Source organism: Mycobacterium marinum, assembly GCF_003391395.1.
In the GTDB taxonomy this organism is placed as follows: Bacteria; Actinomycetota; Actinomycetes; order Mycobacteriales; family Mycobacteriaceae; genus Mycobacterium; species Mycobacterium marinum.
This window is the reverse complement of the sequence record NZ_CP024190.1, coordinates 1831767-1852056: the sequence shown is the minus strand read 5'-3', so window position 1 is coordinate 1852056 and position 20290 is coordinate 1831767. Positions and strand designations below refer to the sequence as shown.

The window sequence follows — 20290 nt, the reverse complement described above, 5'->3', positions numbered from 1 at the left end:
GGCTCGAGACGCCTCGAACCCGCGGTCGACTTACCTTCTGCGGGCCTAGAGCATGCAGGACACGCAGCCGGCGACCTCGGTTCCCTCCAGCGCCATCTGCCGCAGCCTGATGTAGTACAGGGTTTTGATCCCTTTGCGCCAGGCGTAAATCTGCGCCTTGTTGACGTCGCGGGTGGTGGCGGTGTCCTTGAAGAACAACGTCAACGAAAGCCCTTGGTCCACATGCTCAGTGGCGGCCGCATAGGTGTCGATGATCTTCTCGTAGCCGATTTCGTAGGCATCCTGGTAGTAGTCCAGGTTCTCGTTGGTCATGTAGGGCGCCGGGTAGTAGACGCGACCGATCTTGCCTTCTTTGCGGATCTCGACCTTGGAGACGATGGGGTGGATCGACGAGGTCGAGTGGTTGATGTAGGAAATCGACCCGGTCGGCGGCACCGCTTGCAGGTTCTGGTTGTAGATGCCGTGAGCTTGCACGGACTCCTTCAACCGCTGCCAGTCGTCCTGGTTGGGAATGCGGATGCCCGCGTCGGCGAAGAGCTGGCGCACCTTCTCGGTTTTCGGCTCCCAAACCCGTTCGGTGTACTTGTCGAAGAACTCCCCCGATGCGTACTTGGATTGGTCGAAACCCTTGAAGCGCGTGCCGCGTTCGACCGCGATTCGGTTGGACGCCCGCAGCGCGTGGTAGAGCACCGCATAGAAGTAGATGTTGGTGAAGTCAACGCCTTCTTCGGAGCCGTAGAAGATGTGTTCGCGGGCCAGGTAGCCGTGCAGGTTCATCTGTCCCAGACCGATGGCGTGGGAGTCGTTGTTCCCCTGCTCGATTGAGGGCACCGAGGTGATGTGCGTCTGGTCGCTGACCGCCGTCAGCGCCCGGATCGCCACCTCGATGGTCTGGGCGAAGTCCGGGGAATCCATGGTCCTGGCGATGTTCAATGAGCCCAGGTTGCAGGAAATGTCCTTGCCCACCTTGGCATACGACAAGTCGTCGTTGAACAACGACGGCGTGGACACCTGCAGGATCTCCGAGCACAAGTTGCTGTGGGTGATCTTGCCCTCAATGGGGTTGGCCCGGTTCACCGTGTCTTCGAACATGATGTAGGGGTAGCCGGACTCGAACTGCAGCTCGGCCAGCGTCTGAAAGAACTCTCGCGCTTTGATCTTGGTCTTGCGGATGCGCGAGTCGTCGACCATCTCGTAGTACTTCTCGGTCACCGAGATGTCGGCGAACGGCACACCGTAGACGCGTTCGACGTCGTAGGGCGAGAAGAGGTACATGTCGTCGTTGCGCTTGGCCAACTCGAAGGTGATGTCCGGGATCACCACCCCCAGGCTCAGGGTCTTGATCCGGATCTTCTCGTCGGCGTTCTCGCGCTTGGTGTCCAGGAAGCGGTAGATGTCGGGATGGTGCGCGTGCAGGTACACCGCGCCGGCACCCTGACGCGCCCCCAGCTGGTTGGCGTAGGAGAACGAGTCCTCGAGCAGCTTCATGATCGGGATGACGCCCGACGACTGATTCTCGATGTTTTTGATCGGCGCACCATGCTCGCGAATGTTGGTCAGCAGCAGCGCTACTCCCCCACCCCGCTTGGATAGCTGCAACGCGGAGTTGATCGATCGTCCGATCGACTCCATGTTGTCCTCGATGCGCAGCAGAAAGCAGCTCACCGGCTCGCCGCGCTGCTTCTTTCCGGAGTTCAAAAAGGTCGGCGTCGCCGGCTGGAACCGACCGTCGATGATTTCGTCGACGAGCTTCTCGGCCAACGTCGCATCACCGGAGGCCAGCGTCAGCGCCACCATGACCACGCGGTCCTCGAAGCGTTCCAGGTAACGCTTGCCGTCGAAGGTCTTCAACGTGTAGGAGGTGTAGTACTTGAACGCCCCCAAGAACGTCGGGAACCGGAACTTCTTTGCGTAGGCGCGATCGAGCAGCGTCTTGACGAAGTTGCGCGAGTACTGATCGAGCACCTCACGCTCGTAGTAGTTCTCGCGGATCAGATAGTCGAGCTTCTCGTCCTGGTTGTGGAAGAAGACCGTGTTCTGGTTGACGTGCTGCAGGAAAAACTGACGTGCGGCAAGAACGTCCCTGTCGAACTGAATCTTGCCGTCCGCGTCGTACAGATTCAGCATCGCGTTGAGCGCGTGGTAGTCCGTTTCCCCGGGCAGCGCGTGCGCGCTGGTGGTTACAGGCTCTGCAGTGACGGTTGGTGACACGTCTGTTCCTTCCAGAAATCGGCAAGTCCCGCGCGGACGGCGGCGACGTCGTCCGCGGTACCCATCAGTTCGAAGCGGTAGAGATACGGAACACCGCATTTGCGGGACACCACGTTGCCCGCATAGGCGAATTCGGCACCGAAGTTGTTGTTGCCGGCGGCGATCACGCCCCGGATCAGCGATCGGTTGTGTTCGTTGTTCAAAAAGGCGATGACCTGTTTGGGGACATAGCCGCCGGCGTTGGAGCCCAGATCGAGGTCCGGGTTAGCCCGGCCGCCCCCGTAGGTGGGCAGTATCAGCACGTACGGCTCGTCGACCTCGATACGGCCGTGCAGGGGTATCCGCGTGGCGGGAAGACCTAGCTTCTGCACGAAGCGGTGGGTGTTCTCCGAGACGCTGGAGAAATAGACCAGGTTGCACGGCTCCACCACAGCCTCCTTCGCTATCGTCTGCCCCGCTGTGCGCCGGGCGCCGCTATGCGCTCAGCGCCGACTTGGCGAGCGCCTTGATGCGGTCGGGCCGAAAACCGGACCAGTGGTCGTCGCCGGCCACCACGACGGGCGCCTGCAGGTAGCCCAGCGCCATCACGTAGTCGCGCGCCTCCGGGTCCAGGCTGATGTCGACCTTGTCGTAGTCGATGCCCTGCTTGTCCAGTGCCTTGTAGGTGGCGCTGCACTGCACGCATGCGGGCTTGGTGTACACGGTGATGGTCATGGGTGTACCGCTCCTTTGCGGAAGTCGGGGAGTCTGGCCTGTTGGGACTGGCAACGATTTGGGTTGTGCGTCTTCGCTATGTTTCAGCGGCCCGGCAAGCCCCCAAATTCCCGTTGCGCGGCCGCCATGTCCGTCGACCTGGCGATGCCGATCCCGGGAAGTTCCTCGAATCCCGTGAATCTGCTGGGAACCGGTGAACCTGGGTTCTGTCGGTCCTCGAAACACTACACCTAGGGGGTGACAACGAGAAGAGGTACAAGATGTTCGGAATGACATTTTTGAAATTCCCTGGTCGTAAGGCTGTGTCGGACGTCGACACGGCGTGTCGCAGATCACAAACCCGCCGGCCGCGTCGTCCACGAATGGTGTACCACCGACCACCGACAGCGGCGCGGTCCAGTCGCACCGAGCCGACCAGCAGCAAACGCGCCGATGTGCCGCCCGGCGGCGCTGCGCTCGTAGCCCCTGGCGCCCGGGCCACCGGCGCAAACGCCGGCCGCGCTACGTGCGACTACGGACCGGTCCCCCTGAAGAAGAAGCCGGAGAGTCTGGTTCCGGCGTTGGCGACCCCGGAGACAAAGGCCGGCGTCACCGAGCCCGTGTTGCCGAACCCGGAGATAGTACTGCCCAGGTTCAAGATGCCCGACTGCAGTGCGCCGACATTGAGTAGGCCGGAGCTGCCCGCACCGGTAACCGAGGCGAAGTTCAGGAAGCCTGAATTGCCGACGCCGTAGTTGCCCACCCCGGACTCGCTGCCCTCCCCCGAGTTGAGCAGACCAGACGATGGGTTGGTGGTCGAGTTGAAGAAGCCCGGAGTCCCGTCGATCAGACCTTGGTGGTCGCCATCGACGAAGAAGCCGTTGCTGTAGTTGCCGGAAATGAACGCGCCGGTGTTGACGTCGCCGCTGTTGGCCAGGCCGGTGTTGTAGTCGCCCGAGTTGAGGTAACCGGTGTTGTGATCACCGGAGTTGAAGCTGCCGGTGTTGGTGCTGCCCGTGTTGAATCCACCGGAGTTGTAGTTGCCCGCGTTGCCCACACCGGTGTTGACCAGGCCCGTGTTGAACAGGCCGGTGTTGGTGGCCCCCGCGTTGCCGATGCCGGTGTTGTAGTTCCCGGAGTTGCCGATCCCGAAGCTGCCGGTGCCCGAGTTGAACAACCCGATGTTGCCGGTGCCCGAGTTGAACAACCCGATGTTGCCGGTGCCCGAGTTGAACAACCCGATGTTGCCGGTGCCCGAGTTCAGCGCCCCGAACCCGACCTGCCCATCCCCGCTGAGCCCAATCCCGATGTTGTTGCTGCCCGTATTGGCGAAACCGAAATTGTTGAAGCCGGCATTGCCCACACCCACGTTGTGGTCACCCGCATTGCCGAAACCAACATTCGAGTCACCCAGGTTGCCCAGGCCGATGTTGTAGTCACCCAGGTTGCCCGGACCGATGTTGTGGTCGCCCAGGTTCCCGAAGCCAAGGTTGAAGCTGCCCACATTGCCGCCACCGACGTTGCCGAAACCGATGTTTCCGCTGCCAATGTTTGCACTGCCGAAGTTTGCGCCGCCCAGGTTGAGGTCGCCGATGTTTGCGCTACCCAGGTTTGCAAACCCAAGGTTCGCGAAGCCCAAGTTATGAATCCTGCTGGCCCCGCGGAACACGCCGGCTAGGTCGACGCCCGTATTTGCAATACCCGAAACATTGGCCACCGCTGTCGGATCCAGCGTGGTCGAGTTGTATATGCCAGATATGGTATTGCCCACGTTGGCCATGCCGGACTGCAGTGCGCCATCGTTGATGAAGCCGGAGTTTCCGAGGCCGCCGATACCGGTGTTTGCGAAGCCGGAGTTATTGGCTCCGAGGTTGATCAGACCCGAGAGGCTGCCCGCACCGGAGTTGAAGAAGCCCGAGGTAGGACCGGTTCCGGAGTTGAAGAAGCCCGACGAGGGGCTGGTGGTCGAGTTGGCGAATCCGGGGCCGGGGAAGCTGAACAGCGGAATTTCGTAGGGACCGAACGTTCTGGGACCCACTTCGTAGTGATAGAGCTGATCCCAAACAAAATTCAGCGCAATGGGGTCGGTGGTGGTCTCATCGACGGTGATCGGGCCAAAATCATAGAAAATCGGGATGGGGGTTCCGTTGATATATACCAACGCATCCAGGGGCAAACTGGGAATCGTGAACTCTTGTATGGTGATGGGTCCGATGGCGCCGGTGAATGGTATGTACACGGGAATATCGAGGGTGCCGTATGCGGGGAACTCGGACACCGTGATCGAGTAGGACCAACCGATCAAGTTCTGATAATCGCCTCTGGCGAAGAATCCGTTGCTGTAATTTCCGGAGATGAATGCGCCCGTGTTGACGTCACCGGCATTGACAAAACCGGTGTTGTAGTCACCCGAGTTGAGGTAACCGGTGTTGTAGTCACCCTGGTTAAGCCCGCCGGTGTTGTAGTCGCCCGGGTTGAAACTGCCGGTGTTGGTGCTGCCCGTGTTGAAGCCGCCGGAGTTGTAGTTGCCCGCGTTGCCCACACCGGTGTTGACCAGACCCGCATTCAACAGGCCGGTGTTGGTGGCGCCCGCGTTGCCGATGCCGGTGTTGTAGTCACCGGAGTTGCCGATCCCGAAGTTGCCCGTCCCCGAATTGAACAACCCGATGTTGTCGGTCCCGGAGTTGAACAACCCGATGTTGCCGGTGCCCGAGTTCAGCGCCCCGAACCCGACCTGCCCATCCCCGCTGAGCCCAATCCCGATGTTGTTGCTGCCCGTATTGGCGAAACCGAAATTGTTGAAGCCGGCATTACCCACACCCACGTTGTGGTCACCCGCATTGCCGAAACCAATACTCGAGTCACCCAGGTTCCCCAGGCCGATGTTGTAGTCACCCAGGTTGCCCGGACCGATGTTGTAGTCGCCGATATTGCCCGAGCCCACATTGAAGCTGCCGATATTGCCGCTACCGACGTTGCCGAAACCGACGTTGCCGAATCCGACGTTGCCGGCGCCGTTGTTGGCGAAGCCCACGTTGACGGGGACCTGGCCTGCGGTCCCGCGTAGCAGGCCGGCGAGGTTGTGGCCGATGTTTCCGATGCCCGAGACGTGGGCGGGCACCGCAAGGCCAGTGTTGTACACGCCCGACATGGTGTTACCCAGGTTGGCGATTCCCGATTGCAGCGCACCGACATTCTGATAGCCCGAACTTCCGAAGGCCAGATTCAGCAATCCCGAGTTATCGGCGCCGGAGTTGCCGAATCCAGAGGCACTGCCTGCACCGGAATTGAAGAATCCCGACGATTGGGTCGCCGTGGTGTTCCCGAAACCCGGAGCCGCCGGAATATCGATAAACGAGAACGTTACGGGGCCGGCGACCCCGCCGGCTTTGATGCCGACAACAGTGTCGGGTCCACCCATGAGCAATGAGAAGGCAGGGCCGCTGAGGGTGATGTCCGGCAGGGTAACGGGCCCGAAAGTACCGTTCGATTGCGGAAGTAGTCCGAAAGTGTCGAAGTGAATTGCGGGGAACGTGGCCGAGTGGATGGTCGTATCGCCGGCGGTGGCGGTGGCGGGGATGTTGACCGGTATCTGCGCTTCGAGCTGTGCGGGCAGTGCCGGGATGGTGAAACCGTAGGAGAAGCCGACCAGTCCTTGGTGGTCGCCGCGCCAGAAGGCGCCGTTGCTGTAGTCGCCGGAGATAAACGCACCGGTGTTAACGTCGCCGCTGTTGGCCAGACCGGTGTTGTAGTTACCCGGGTTGAGGTAGCCGGTGTTGTAGTCACCGGAGTTGAAGCTGCCGGTGTTGGTGTGCCCGGCGTTGAAGCCACCGGAGTTGTAGTTGCCCGCGTTGCCCACACCGGTGTTGACCAGACCCGCATTCAACAGGCCGGTGTTGGTGGCGCCCGCGTTGCCGATGCCAGTGTTGTAGTCACCGGAGTTGCCGAGCCCGAAGTTGCCCGTCCCCGAATTGAACAACCCGATGTTGTCGGTGCCGGAGTTGAACAACCCGATATTGCCGGTGCCCGAGTTCAGCGCCCCGAACCCGACCTGCCCATCCCCACTGAGCCCAATCCCGATGTTGTTGCTGCCCGTATTGGCGAAACCGAAATTGTTGAAGCCGGCATTGGCCACACCCAGGTTGTGGTCACCCGCATTGGCAAAGCCAATACTCGAGTCACCCAGGTTCCCCAGGCCGATGTTGTAGTCACCCAGGTTGCCCGGACCGATGTTGTAGTCGCCGATGTTGCCCGAGCCCACATTGAAGTTGCCCGCATTGGCGCTACCCACATTGCCGAAACCGATATTGCCCAAGCCCAGATTGAACCGCGCGTGCCCGGTGACGTCGCGGAAGAATCCCGCCAGCTCACTGCCCAGATTGCCCACACCCGAGACATGCGCCGGCACGCCCAGACCGGTGTTGAACGCACCCGAGACCGTGTCCCCCAGGTTGGCCAAGCCCGACTGCAGCGCGCCCGCATTCTGCGCACCCGAATTTCCGGAACCGAAATTCACCAAGCCCGAGGTGTGATCGCCGAAATTGCCGAACCCCGAGACGCTACCGTCGCCGGAATTGAAAAAGCCCGACGACGGGCTCGTCGTCGAGTTCCCGAAACCTGGCGCCGCCGGGATATCGATGATCGTGATCTTGGCCGGCCCCAGGGTCCCGCCGATACCGATGTCGATCGAGGTGGTTGGACCACCGATGTTTCCGGTCAGCGTTGGTCCGGTTATCCGAATCGGCGGAAGGACTATTGGGCCGACGTCGCCGACGTGTATGGGAGTGAAGACATAGACGTTGAGTGGGAATTCGGGAATTCGGACCCGCGGGGTGTTGATGTCACCAATCGTGCCATTGATCGGTATATCGATCGGAATGCTTATTTCGGCGTGGCCTGGGGTTTCGGGGATGTTGATCGCGTAGGAGAAGCCGACCAGTCCTTGGTGGTCGCCGCGCCAGAAGGCGCCGTTGCTGTAGTCGCCGGAGATGAACGCACCGGTGTTGACGTCGCCGCTGTTGGCCAGACCGGTGTTGTAGTTACCCGGGTTGAGATAGCCGGTGTTGTAGTCACCGGAGTTGAAGCTGCCGGTGTTGGTGTGCCCGGCGTTGAAGCCGCCGGAGTTGTAGTTGCCCGCGTTGCCCACACCGGTGTTGACCAGACCCGCATTCAACAGGCCGGTGTTGGTGGCGCCCGCGTTGCCGATGCCAGTGTTGTAGTCACCGGAGTTGCCGATCCCGAAGTTGCCCGTCCCCGAATTGAACAACCCGATGTTGTCGGTGCCGGAGTTGAACAACCCGATATTGCCGGTGCCCGAGTTCAGCGCCCCGAACCCGACCTGCCCATCCCCACTGAGCCCAATCCCGATGTTGTTGCTGCCCGTATTGGCGAAACCGAAATTGTTGAAGCCGGCATTGGCCACACCCAGGTTGTGGTCACCCGCATTGGCAAAGCCAATACTCGAGTCACCCAGGTTCCCCAGGCCGATGTTGTAGTCACCCAGGTTGCCCGGACCGATGTTGTAGTCGCCGATGTTGCCCGAGCCCACATTGGCACCGCCGATATTGCCGCTACCGACATTGCCGGAACCGATATTGCCCAAGCCCAGATTGAACCGCGCGTGCCCGGTGACGTCGCGGAAGAATCCCGCCAGCTCACTGCCGGCATTGCCCACACCCGAGACATGCGCCGGCACGCCCAGACCGGTGTTGAACGCACCCGAGACCGTGTCCCCCAGGTTGGCCAAGCCCGACTGCAGCGCGCCCACATTCTGCACCCCCGAGATGCCGGACCCAACATTGAGAAAGCCCGAAGTACGCGCGCCAAGATTGCCAAACCCCGATACGGTGCCCTGGCCCAAATTGAAAAAGCCCGACGACGGGTTGGTCGTCGAGTTCCCGAAACCTGGCGCCGCCGGGATATCGAGGAACGACAGCCTGATCGGTCCCACGTGCTGACCGGTGTTGATGTTTATCGCGCTCGTTGGACTGCCGATGATTCCGGTCAAGGTGGGACCGGTAATCACGATCGCCGGGATCGTGACAGGGCCTGCATCGATCGGTATTCCAAGGAAACCGGCATCGAATACCGGGATGGTCACCGCATGAATGACGGTGTTGGTGCTGGTCATGGTGACTGGTACGGCCAGCGGTATTGTGCCCTCGATGTGGGCGGGGATTTCGGGAATGGTGATGCCGTAGGAAATATCGGCTAGCCCTTGGTGGTCGCCGCGCCAGAAGGCGCCGTTGCTGTAGTCGCCGGAGATGAACGCGCCGGTGTTGACGTCGCCGCTGTTGGCCAGACCGGTGTTGTAGTTACCCGGGTTGAGGTAGCCGGTGTTGTAGTCACCGGAGTTGAAGCTGCCGGTGTTGGTGTGCCCGGCGTTGAAGCCGCCCGAGTTGTAGTTGCCCGCGTTACTCACACCGGTGTTGACCAGGCCCGCATTCAACAGGCCAGTGTTGGTGGCGCCCGCGTTGCCGATGCCGGTGTTGTAGTCACCGGAGTTGCCGATCCCGAAGTTGCCCGTCCCCGAATTGAACAGCCCGATGTTGTCGGTGCCGGAGTTGAACAACCCGATGTTGCCGGTGCCCGAGTTCAGCGCCCCGAACCCGACCTGCCCATCCCCACTGAGCCCAATCCCGATGTTGTTGCTGCCGGTGTTGGCCAATCCGAAGTTATTGCTGCCGGCATTGGCCACACCCACGTTGAGGTCACCCGCATTGGCAAAGCCAACACTGGAATCACCCAGATTCCCCAGGCCCACGTTGTAGTCACCCAGGTTGCCCGGACCGATGTTGTAGTCGCCCATGTTGGCCGAGCCCACATTGAAGCTGCCCACATTGGCGCTACCCACATTGCCGAAACCGATATTGCCCAAGCCCAGATTGAACGGTGCCTGGACCGCAGCGTCGCGGAAGAATCCCGCCAGCTCACTGCCCACATTGCCCACACCCGAGACATGCGCCGGCACGCCCAGACCGGTGTTGAACGCACCCGAGACCGTGTCCCCCAGGTTGGCCAAGCCCGACTGCAGCGCACCCAGGTTCTGCACACCCGAACTTCCGGACCCAACATTGAGAAAGCCCGAAGTGCGCGCGGCGAAATTGCCGAACCCCGAGACGCTACCGTCGCCGGAATTGAAAAAACCCGAAGACGGGTTGGTTGTTGTATTTCCAAAACCTGGTGTGGCCGGTATGTCGATGATCGGAACCTCGACGGGCCCAATTTCACCGGTGGCATGCAGGCGCAATGTGGCAGGACCGATTTCGAAGGAAAGTACGGGGCCCGTAATGTTGATCTGCGGGATGGTGATCGGGCCCAGATACAGCAAGTCGATTCCGATCACGGTGACCGATTGCCGGGGAATGACAAAGCTTGCAATGGACCTGGGTCCGATGTCTTCGGTAAACGGTATGTCCAGACTATAAGTCTCGTTGATATTGATCGGAATCGCTGGGATCGTGACCGAGTAAGAAATTCCGGTGCCCTGGTGGTCGCCGCGCCAGAAGGCGCCGTTGCTGTAATTGCCGGAGATGAACGCACCGGTGTTGACGTCGCCGCTGTTGGCCAGACCGGTGTTGTAGTTACCCGGGTTGAGGTAGCCGGTGTTGTAGTCACCGGAGTTGAAGCTGCCGGTGTTGGTGTGCCCGGCGTTGAAGCCACCGGAGTTGTAGTTGCCCGCGTTGCCCACACCGGTGTTGACCAGACCCGCATTCAACAGGCCGGTGTTGGTGGCGCCCGCGTTGCCGATGCCAGTGTTGTAGTCACCGGAGTTGCCGATCCCGAAGTTGCCCGTCCCCGAATTGAACAACCCGATGTTGTCGGTGCCGGAGTTGAACAACCCGATATTGCCGGTGCCCGAGTTCAGCGCCCCGAACCCGACCTGCCCATCCCCACTGAGCCCAATCCCGATGTTGTTGCTGCCCGTATTGGCGAAACCGAAATTGTTGAAGCCGGCATTGGCCACACCCACGTTGTGGTCACCCGCATTGCCGAAACCAACACTGGAATCACCCAGGTTCCCCAGGCCGATGTTGTAGTCACCCAGGTTGCCCGGACCGATGTTGTAGCTGCCGCGGTTGCCCGAGCCCACATTGATGCCGCCGATATTGCCGCTACCGACGTTGCCGGAACCGATATTGCCCAAGCCCAGATTGAAATCGCCGATATTTGCCGCGCCTACATTTCCCTGGCCGGCGTTTGCGAAGCCAACATTGAAGCTGATCGACCTGGCGACCGAACCAAGGGCCGCGGCGGGAGCCGCCAGGCCCGCCAGGGTTTGGGTTGGCCAGCTCAACGGGGTCAGCGCGGCGGCAACCGACGAGGCCCCGGCATGGTAATCAAGCATCGCCACCACGTCCTGGGCCCACATCTGCTCATACTGAGCTTCAGCGGTTGCGATGGCCGGGGCGTTTTGCCCGAACAGGTTGGAGCCGACCAACGACACGAGCTGAGCACGGTTGGCAGCCACCAGCCCCGGCTGGACCGTCACAGCCCGCGCGGCCTCGAACACGTGCGCCGCGGTTTTGGCCTGTTCGGCCGCCTGTTCGGCGTGCGCCCCGGACGCACTCAGCCATCCGACATAGGAAGCGGCCACGTCCGACATCACCGCCGCCGCCGGCCCCTGCCACGAATCGCCCGTCAGGCCCGATGTCACCGCCAAGAACGCGGCCGCCGCCGAGCGCAACTCGGCGGCCAACCCGGTCCAGGCGGTCGCAGCAGCCAGCACCGGCCCGGAGCCCGCGCCGCTAAATAATCGCGCCGAGTTGATCTCCGGCGGCAGCACCGCAAAATTCATTCGTCACCCGGTCCGTGGTCGACCGGCACCATCCCAATGGCCAGACTAATCGCGTTGCGTCGATCTGAGGCGCTCTTGCGCGTCACCCGCCGCGCCACCTCGGCGGGCGGCCAAAGCCGTGATGCAAGTGGCCACCTGTTGCTGACCGCTTTGCTGGCCGCGCATCTCAAGCCCCCGCCTCCTCGCAATCGCTCCCGTCTCAACCCGGCAGCCGCCGAGCCGGAGGTGGTTTGCGGAGGACCCTACGACAGGCCGTGCGCGGATGGTGAATATCCGCGAAGCCGCCTCTGGACGACTTCCAGAAACCACCCCTGGGAGCAATCTTGCCACACCCAAAAGAGGTCACCTGACACAATCATTCACATTGGCCGCGGCACGCAAAGTGGCTAGCGGACAATAGAATCCGATTCTAGAGCGCGGCTCGGTCGGTGGGGTGCGAGTCGGCGTGCGGGCCCAGTCCGCTAATCCCACCGACCGCCAGGTCAGCCGACTTCGGCCGCGAGCTTGGCGATGATGTCACGTACGTTCGCAGTTAGCTCGGAGTTGTCTGCGGGCGGGTTTCCCTCCAGCGTCAGGAACGGCACCGAGAGTTTGATCGCGTCGCTGACGCGAGCGCCGGCGATGCCAAATGATTTGCGGGTGTCGTCATGTGCCCATACCCCGCCGTACCGGCCGAAGGCCCCTCCGATGACCGCCAATGGCTTGTCCTTCAACGCGCCGTCGCCGAACGGCCGGGACAGCCAGTCGATCGCATTCTTGATGACTGCGGGGATGCTGCCGTTGTATTCCGGCGTGACCACCAGCGCGGCATCGGACTGCGCGGCCACCTCGCGTAACGCGGATACCGGCGCGGGCACCTGGTCGGGCGTATCGATGTCTTCGTTGTAGAAGGGCAAGTCCCCCAGGCCTTCGAAGACCGTGACGCTGACGCCGTCGGGCGCAACGTCGGCCGCGAGTTGAGCGATCTGGCGGTTGATAGACGCCACACGCAGGCTGCCCACTAGCGCCAAGACTTTGATGTCGGACGTTGTCTGTGCCACTGGCCCGTTCCCCTCACTGGTTGGTCTTCATTGTTGCAATATCTAAACGGACTATGGTCCGATTTATTCCAACCAAGCTACAGTGCTGGGGTGAGCGGCGTCGAGGGGCTGGGAGAGCTGCCCGTATCCGCTCGCCAGGAACGCGGTGACGCGGCGCGCAATCGTGAGCTGTTGCTGCAAGCGGCACGCCGCCTGGTCGCCAAGCGCGGCGCGGAAGCCGTCACCACCGATGACATCGCCGCCGAGGCGGGCGTCGGCAAGGGCACCCTGTTTCGCCGGTTCGGCAGTCGCGCCGGCCTGATGATGGTGCTGCTCGACGAAGACGAGCGCGCCAGTCAGCAGGCGTTCCTGTTCGGTCCGCCACCGCTGGGCCCCGACGCCGCACCACTGGACCGCCTCATTGCGTTCGGTCGCGAGCGGATCTGCTTCGTTCACGCTCACCACGAGCTGCTCTCGGAAGCCAATCGCAATCCGCTGACCCGCTACGGCGCGGCGGCCTCGGTGCACCGTAGACACGTGCGGGTGCTCTTGGAGTCGGCAGACACCACGGGTGATCTTGATGTCCAAACCGATGCCCTGCTGGCCCTACTCGACGTCGACTATGTCGAACATCAGCTCAACGATCGCGGCCACACCCTGCGCACGCTCGGTGACGCATGGGAGGACCTGGCTCGCAAGCTGTGCGGCCGATGACCAGCGGCTCAGCATTGCGACGCAGGCGCGCGACGACAGGTCACTCGCGCTGCGGCAGGGCCACCGGTTTGGGTTTGAGCGCGCGCGTGAAGATCACGTTGACCTGGCGCATCGCCACGCTGTACGGCCACCATGCGAGCCGCTTGAACGCGTAAAGCGCGCGGATATCAGCCGAGGTGTAGACCAGATACCTGTTTCTGGCGACCCCGGCCAGGATCTTCTCGGCGGCCTTTTCCGGCGAAACGGCATGGCCGCTGAAGCGGTTCACCCAGCGGTTCACCTGCGGGTCTTCGCGGTCGACGCCGGCGATTTCGACCGTATTGACCAGTGGGGTGTCCACCGCACCCGGCACCACGACCGACACACCGATCCGATGGCGCGCCAGGTCGAAGCGCAGCACTTCAGACAGTCCGCGCAGACCGTACTTGCTGGCGCTGTAGGCGGCGTGCCAGGGCAGCGCGACCAGCCCCGCCGCCGAGGACACGTTGACCAAATGCCCGCCCCGACCAGCCGCAACCATCGGCGGGACGAAGGTCTCGATCACATGGATCGGACCCATCAGATTGACGGCGACCATCTTGCTCCACTGTTCGTGTGACAGCCGGTCCACGGTCCCCCACGCCGAAATGCCGGCGATGTTGAGCACTACGTCCATGCTGGGGTGGCTGGTGTGGATGTCGGCCGCGAAGGCGGCCACCTCGTCGTAGTCGGAGATATCCAGAACACGATGCTCGGGTACCTGCGCACCGAGCGCGCGGGCCGCCGACACGGTCTGCGCCAAACCGTCACCGTCGCGATCGGTCAAATACAGTTCGGCGCCCTGCTCAGCAAGCCGCAAAGCGGTAGCGCGGCCGATACCGCTGGCCGCCCCCGTGACAAGACACCGCTTTCCCGCGAAATACCGCCGCTGCGCCATGGCGGTGACGATACCGGCGGTAACGGCGCGCGCCGCTCGGCCCAGACCACCGGGATCCTTCCGACCGCCCCGTCAGGTCCGGATCGGACCACCCCAGAGCGCGTTGAGCCACATCTGCTCGAGCACCCGCACCCTGCGCTCCAAGTCACTGTCGCGACCCACCAACAGCGCGTCCCCGGTCAACATCAGCGCGGTGGTGGCCGTCAGCGTGCGAATCAGCGTCGGCAGGTCTTCACTGATCGGGTTCGCGGTGCCGGCCCGCATCTCGGCATCGATGACACCGACAATTTCGCGCAACACCACGTCGAATTGCTGATCGAGGATGTCGCGAATCTCAATGTCGGTGTGTCTCGCGGCATTGCAGGCCATCATCACCGGGTCGTTGTGCGTGTAGACGATCGCCGCACTACCAACCATCCGCTTGGCGAACTCCTGCGGCGACTCACCGGGCTGGCGGGGCGCAAAATACTGCGTGCGCTCTTCGAGTTCCTCAACCGCCTCCGCCATGAGCTGCGCGAGCACCGAGTACTTGGAATCGAAATAGAAGTAGAAGCCTGAGCGGGCCACGCCGGCGCGGTTACTGATCGTGGCGACCGACAACTCCGCGAACGGCCGCTCCTCGAGGAGTTCGCGCACCGCCTGCAAGATCGCCTGTCGCTGCTTGTCGCCTCGTCGTCGCAACGTCGGCCCACGCTGCTTCTCATCGGCGGCCTGGCCGTTCACCATTCGATCACCCTCCGACCATGCACCAAGCCGCACGAAAAGGAAACTTGACAGCCGTCAAGTTCGTCCTGAGGATAGGTGGAAGTGACGGCTGCCACAACGAAGGAGCGCCAGTGGCCACTATCAGTACCCCGGCATACCTCCTCGACCAAGCCCAGCGTCGGCTGACCCCGTCGTTCAACAATTTCCCCGGCATGGGCATGGTCGAGCGCTGGCTACTCAAGACGCAATTTCCCGAAACCACGCTCGCCGATCCCCCACCGGGCAGTGACCTCAAGCCGGTTGTCGGTGATGCAGGATTGCCTATCCTGGGGCACCTCATCGAGATGTTGCGCGGCGGACCCGACTACTTGATGTTCCTGTACCGAACCAAGGGCCCGGTCGTATTCGGCGACTCGCCGGTGCTGCCGGCCGTCGTCGCCCTGGGGCCCGACGCCGCCCAGGTCATCTACTCCAACCGCAACAAGGACTATTCGCAACAAGGCTGGGTCCCGGTGATCGGGCCGTTCTTTCGCCGCGGGCTGATGCTGCTGGACTTCGAAGAACACATGTTCCACCGCCGGATCATGCAGGAGGCATTCGTCCGGTCCCGGCTGGTTGGCTACGTCGAGCACATGGACGAGGTGGCATCGCGAGCCATCGCCGAAGAGTGGGCCACCAACGACGCGCGCTTCCTGCTCTATCCCGCGATGAAGAAGCTGACCCTTGACATCGCGTCCATGGTCTTCATGGGCCACGAACCGGGCACCGACCACGAGCTGGTGACCAAGGTGAACCGGGCGTTCACCACGACGACCCGCGCGGGCAACGCGGTGATCCGCACCAGCGTGCCACCGTTCACCTGGTGGCGAGGGATACGGGCAAGGCAGCTTCTGGAAAACTACTTCGCCGCCCGGGTCACCGAACGGCGCGGCCAGGAGGGCAACGACCTACTCACGGTGCTGTGCCATACCGCCGACGAGGACGGCAACCGGTTCTCCGACCAGGACATCGTCAACCACATGATCTTCTTGATGATGGCGGCCCATGACACGTCGACGTCGACGGCCACGACGATGGCCTACCACCTGGCCGCCCATCCGGAGTGGCAGCAGCGCTGCCGGGACGAATCGGACCGCCTCGGTGACGGACCACTCGACATCGAGGCGCTGGAAAAGCTGGAGTCCCTCGATCTGGTGATGAACGAGTCGATCCGCTTGGTGACCCCGGTCCAATGGGCGATGCGGCAGACCGTGCGGGATACGGAGCTGCTGGGCTACTACCTACCCAAAGGCACCAACGTCATCGCATACCCGGGGATGAACCATCGCCTGCCCGAATTCTGGACGGATCCAATGACATTCGACCCGGATCGGTTCGCCGAGCCGCGCAACGAGCACAAGCGGCACCGCTACGCGTTCACACCGTTTGGCGGCGGCGCGCACAAATGCCTCGGCATGGTGTTCGGTCAATTGGAGATCAAGACGATCCTGCACCGATTGCTGCGCCGCTACCGCCTGGAGCTCGCCCGGCCGGACTACCGTGCGTGCTGGGACTACGGCGGTATGCCCGTCCCCAAGGACGGGATGCCGATCGTGTTGCGCCCGCTCTGATCACCCGCCCACCAGCCGAGCCGGACATCAGTCGAGCAGCCGGTTAGCGCAGGCGATCAGCGCACGCAGCGCGGATTGAGTCGGGTCCTGCGACCAGCCCATAGCCCACTGGAAGCGCACCCCGTCGGTTCCGTAGATGAACGTCGCGGTGTGTGGGCCGGATTGCACCTGATGGAATTTCAGCGTCTCGACCATGATCGCGCGGTCGTGCAGCATCGCGGTCAGGGCTGCCATCGGGCCGCCCGCGGCGGCAGTCGAGGTGCTCATCTGATCCCCGACGGCGATCATCGCGCGGAAGCTGCGGGCCTGCGGCCCCAGCCGCCCGGATGGCCGATCCGCGTCGGTGCACTCCCAGTGCCCCAACCGGACCGGACCGGCGGTGCGACCATAGGTCGCGACAAAGCGATCCCATGACATCGTGGCGGCCTGCTCGCGCAGTCCGCGCGGCAAGTCGACGCCGAAGATTCCCGCGAAATGCGCTCGCGCGCCTGGCTTGCGCGCCGAACCGTCGATCGGTTCGGGGTCGAGGTCCAGATCGAAAGTGGTGAGCAGAGTCATGGTGGCGGTCTTCTCTGATTCGCAGGAGCGACCGACGGCAGTAGCTTCCGACCCACAGCGGGGGGTCGGTCTGGATCAGACCCCGCTGCGGGTGCTGGCTACTACGGCACGCTCGAGAAGACGCACGAACGGTGACATTAGACGGGGTCGGCGACCGGCGCAAGCGGGTTTTGTTTGCACCGGCCGCGCGCAGGCGTAACCGGGCCGCCCAAAGATCCGAAAACCGCTCGCGTCGCCAAACGATGGCGTTAGCATCGGCTTGCGATACAAATCGCAGGTTGTGGGGATTGGGGCTAGCGGAAGGCGCGGTAATGAGCGCGAGGAAAACCAGCAAGGGCATGCAGGCAATCCGGATGGTGGTCGTGGTACTCGCCGCGGCGTTCGCCGTGGCGTCGGCGGGTTGCTCAACACAACGCGAGTCACCCGTGGAGCAGGTCGTCCCAACATATCCAGAAGAACAGTAGGGCTGGTTCGCCTGGCTGACGGCCCGCGGGTATGCGGGCCGCTATCCGGTCTGGCCTCGCATCGGATCAAGGCGTAGGTAGGCCTGGATGGTGGTGCCGCTTGCCGAGGTATGCGTGCGGACCAAATCCGCCATGGCGTTGACCAGGAACAGTCCGCGGCTGGCAGTTCCGCTGCCGCCGGGGATGTGACGTCCGGCCATCTGGTCACCGAGCTCCCCGCCGTCGCGCGCCTCACACACCAGATGCTCATCGTGACGCCAAAATGCCAGCTGGCAGCCACCGTCGGCGTATTGCAGGCTGTTGGTGGCCAACTCCGTGGCGATCAACTGCAGATCGGTGAGACCTTCCTGTGACAAACCGACCCAACCCGCGTAGTCGACGGCGAACGAGCGCGCGGGCCGCAGGTCGGTGCTCTCGCGCACCAGGTAGGTAACGGCGCCCGGATGAAGTGGTAGCGGCCGATTGCACCGGGCCAGGACCTCAGCCGGCGCGTAGTTGGCGCTGCGCTGCGGCGACCCGCATTTCCACAGCAACGGATGGGTGGCGCGGGCGTCGGCGAGCACCTCCTCCTCCATTCGTTCGGCGTCGTAGAGGCACAGCGCCGTCACGCTGTCGTTTTCCAGCGCCGCATTGACCACCGCCTCGTGCTGCATGCAGGCCAGACACTCGTCCACGGTGCGCCCCGGCCAGACAAGTTGGCTGACAATGTGGACCCGCCGACCGCGGTGTCGCGCCACGAACGCATTCTGCAGGGCCAGCAGCCGGCTCGGGTTGCGGGCGGCCTCGGTGATATCGATCATTTGCAGCTCGGCCCTGGCTCCACCGCGCAGCCGGGTACCCAGCAGCGCCAGCCGGTCGGTGGGCACCGCGACCAAGACCGGCTCATCGAGCTCCATCGCCTCGCGAACGAAGCCCTGCACCGATTCCAGATACTCATGCTGGGAGTGGTACAGCAGCGCGGAATGGACAAAGTTCCGTTGTCCGGTCGCCGTGCTAGTGGTCATCTCAACGCTCCCGCCTGCGCCGGCACCCCGCTGGACCGGCCTCTCGCTTGGCTATCGGCATACCCGTCGAGAGGCGTTGCTATGCACGGGCTCTATGGGTTTGTCAGATCCCCGGCACCGCGACTAGAGCCACCAGGACGCCGCAGCATCGAGGTGACGGCGGATGCGGTAGCGGGCCAGGCTGTCATCGCCGGCGATGATCGCCTCGCGAATCCGCTGATGCGCATGTTCGACGGCGCCGACATCGTTGAACGTCGGCTGCTGGTGTTCGGTGCTGGACCAGTGCCGTTGAAACAATTCGACGATTATCCGCAGAAACAAGTCCAATAGTGCGTTGCCCGCCAGCTGAGCCAGCCCGACATGAAAGCCGAACTCCTCGACGGCGACCTTGCGGGCAGCGTCTGCGGCGTCCTCGAAGGCGAAGTCGCTGGTCACACCCAGCTCGTCGAGGACCGATGCCACCTCGGGCCGGGCGCGCTGCTCCACGACTTTGGCTACGTTTGCGATCTCGATGGCGTCGCGAACACAACGCAGATCCTCGCGGCTGGGCTGGCGGTACTGCAGGTAGAGCGCAATCGTGTCGATGCTGGCCTGCGACTGTGGTTTGGTGACCACCAGCCCACCACCGGGACCGCGGCGCATACGCGCCACCGAGTGATACTCCAGTAGCCGCACGGCTTCCCGCAGCGCCGCACGGCTCACCCGATAGCGGTGCAGCAACGCTGTTTCGGTCCCGAAGACCGAACCGAGCTGCCAGCCGCTGACGGCGATGTCGTCGGCGATCGTGGCGGCCAACACTTCGGCGAGCTTGCCGGGCGGGGTCTCGGAGTCCAGCCGCAGCGACCGGCGCGGCACGTGCGCCAGCTTGGCATCCCCGCCAGGTTGATGCTGTTGCAGCCAACCGGTCACCTGTTGCACGTGCTGCTCGCTGAGCGTCTTGGCACGCGCCGAATCCCCCGCCGTGACGGCTGCAGCGATGGCCGCGTGGTCGTTGTGCATCTGGTCGACAGCCTCAAATGCCTCGGCCACCGTATCTGTGCGCGAAGTGAGCGCGTAGCGGCGGGTCAACCTCATCAGGATTTCGATAAAGAGTTGCAGGACTGGATTTTTCGACTGCCGCGCCAGCGCCACATGGAACTCGTCACGCGCAGCCGGCAGCCCCGGCTTGCGCTGTTCCTCCGCGCGTAACACCGCTCGCAGCCGGTCGATCCCGGCTTCGTCGATGTGCTCGGCGGCAAGCGAGGCCGCCAGCGGCTCGAACACCAGCCGCGCGTCGAGCAATTCCCCCAGGGTGATGCCGAGATATTCGAGGTAGATAACGACGGCCCGGGTCGCAGGTCCGGCATCGGGCGCGCAGATGAGCAGCCCACCGTTGGGTCCGCGACGCATCCTGGCGACCTGATGGTGCTCGACGAGCCGAACCGCTTCACGCAGCACCGATCTACTTACGCCATACCGCTGTTGCAGAGCGCCCTCGGAACCCAGCGACGCCCCCACTGTCCACCCGCGGCGCACGATCTCGGCCTCAATGTGGCGGGCGACTCTTGCGGCTCGCTTGTCCGCCCGGATCACATCCGGCTCAACGCTCAACTGCCCCAC

At 63.0% G+C, this 20290-nt stretch carries 13 protein-coding genes; 3 read left to right on the top strand and 10 right to left on the bottom strand.

Annotated features, from left to right (window positions below; all coding sequences use genetic code 11):
- Positions 1-45: 45 nt before the first annotated feature.
- The 5 genes from nrdE to CCUG20998_RS07745 all read right to left on the bottom strand — a co-directional run bounded on the left by nrdE (position 46) and on the right by CCUG20998_RS07745 (position 12741).
- Complete coding sequence (gene nrdE / locus CCUG20998_RS07765) at positions 46-2211, bottom strand: class 1b ribonucleoside-diphosphate reductase subunit alpha (RefSeq protein WP_012393470.1); 2166 nt, start codon at positions 2209-2211, stop codon at positions 46-48.
- Positions 2181-2639 carry a class Ib ribonucleoside-diphosphate reductase assembly flavoprotein NrdI gene (nrdI, locus tag CCUG20998_RS07760; RefSeq protein WP_020724596.1) on the bottom strand — a complete coding sequence of 153 codons (459 nt, stop codon included), beginning with the start codon at positions 2637-2639 and terminating at the stop codon, positions 2181-2183. Before nrdI ends, nrdE begins: the two co-directional genes overlap by 31 nt.
- 46 nt (positions 2640-2685) lie before the next feature.
- Complete coding sequence (locus CCUG20998_RS07755) at positions 2686-2925, bottom strand: redoxin NrdH (RefSeq protein WP_012393468.1); 240 nt, start codon at positions 2923-2925, stop codon at positions 2686-2688.
- Positions 2926-3436: 511 nt separating this feature from the next.
- Complete coding sequence (locus CCUG20998_RS07750) at positions 3437-11701, bottom strand: PPE family protein (RefSeq protein ID WP_116269098.1); 8265 nt, start codon at positions 11699-11701, stop codon at positions 3437-3439.
- 482 nt (positions 11702-12183) lie between these two features.
- The gene (locus CCUG20998_RS07745) at positions 12184-12741 is read right to left on the bottom strand and encodes an NAD(P)H-dependent oxidoreductase (protein WP_012393466.1); all 558 of its coding nucleotides are present in this window, start codon (positions 12739-12741) and stop codon (positions 12184-12186) included.
- 90 nt (positions 12742-12831) lie between these two features.
- On the opposite strand from CCUG20998_RS07745, the gene CCUG20998_RS07740 reads away from it, so the two are divergent.
- Positions 12832-13434: a TetR/AcrR family transcriptional regulator gene (locus CCUG20998_RS07740; RefSeq protein WP_020728120.1), complete on the top strand. Its 603-nt coding sequence runs from the start codon at positions 12832-12834 to the stop codon at positions 13432-13434.
- A gap of 40 nt (positions 13435-13474) precedes the next feature.
- Here the strand turns inward: CCUG20998_RS07740 and CCUG20998_RS07735 are convergent, their stop codons facing one another.
- Positions 13475-14350 carry an SDR family oxidoreductase gene (locus CCUG20998_RS07735; RefSeq protein WP_020728119.1) on the bottom strand — a complete coding sequence of 292 codons (876 nt, stop codon included), beginning with the start codon at positions 14348-14350 and terminating at the stop codon, positions 13475-13477.
- A gap of 72 nt (positions 14351-14422) precedes the next feature.
- A complete protein-coding gene (locus CCUG20998_RS07730) occupies positions 14423-15073 on the bottom strand; it encodes a TetR/AcrR family transcriptional regulator (protein WP_085979879.1) in 651 nt (216 codons plus the stop codon).
- Between the two features lie 113 nt (positions 15074-15186).
- Between CCUG20998_RS07730 and CCUG20998_RS07725 the strand changes: the two genes are divergently transcribed.
- Positions 15187-16665 carry a cytochrome P450 gene (locus tag CCUG20998_RS07725; RefSeq protein WP_020728118.1) on the top strand — a complete coding sequence of 493 codons (1479 nt, stop codon included), beginning with the start codon at positions 15187-15189 and terminating at the stop codon, positions 16663-16665.
- Between the two features lie 27 nt (positions 16666-16692).
- Here CCUG20998_RS07725 and CCUG20998_RS07720 read toward each other — a convergent pair whose 3' ends face one another.
- A complete protein-coding gene (locus CCUG20998_RS07720) occupies positions 16693-17223 on the bottom strand; it encodes a 2-isopropylmalate synthase (protein WP_020728117.1) in 531 nt (176 codons plus the stop codon).
- A gap of 311 nt (positions 17224-17534) precedes the next feature.
- On the opposite strand from CCUG20998_RS07720, the gene CCUG20998_RS27805 reads away from it, so the two are divergent.
- Positions 17535-17687 (top strand): hypothetical protein, encoded by a 153-nt coding sequence (locus CCUG20998_RS27805; RefSeq protein ID WP_020728116.1) that lies wholly within the window; start codon positions 17535-17537, stop codon positions 17685-17687.
- A 41-nt stretch (positions 17688-17728) separates the two neighbouring features.
- On the opposite strand, the gene CCUG20998_RS07715 is transcribed toward CCUG20998_RS27805, so the two are convergent.
- Both CCUG20998_RS07715 and CCUG20998_RS07710 read right to left on the bottom strand, forming a co-directional pair.
- The gene (locus CCUG20998_RS07715; RefSeq protein ID WP_020728115.1) at positions 17729-18691 is read right to left on the bottom strand and encodes a sensor histidine kinase; all 963 of its coding nucleotides are present in this window, start codon (positions 18689-18691) and stop codon (positions 17729-17731) included.
- Between the two features lie 123 nt (positions 18692-18814).
- Positions 18815-20281 (bottom strand): FadR/GntR family transcriptional regulator, encoded by a 1467-nt coding sequence (locus tag CCUG20998_RS07710; protein WP_036455774.1) that lies wholly within the window; start codon positions 20279-20281, stop codon positions 18815-18817.
- Positions 20282-20290: the final 9 nt, after the last annotated feature.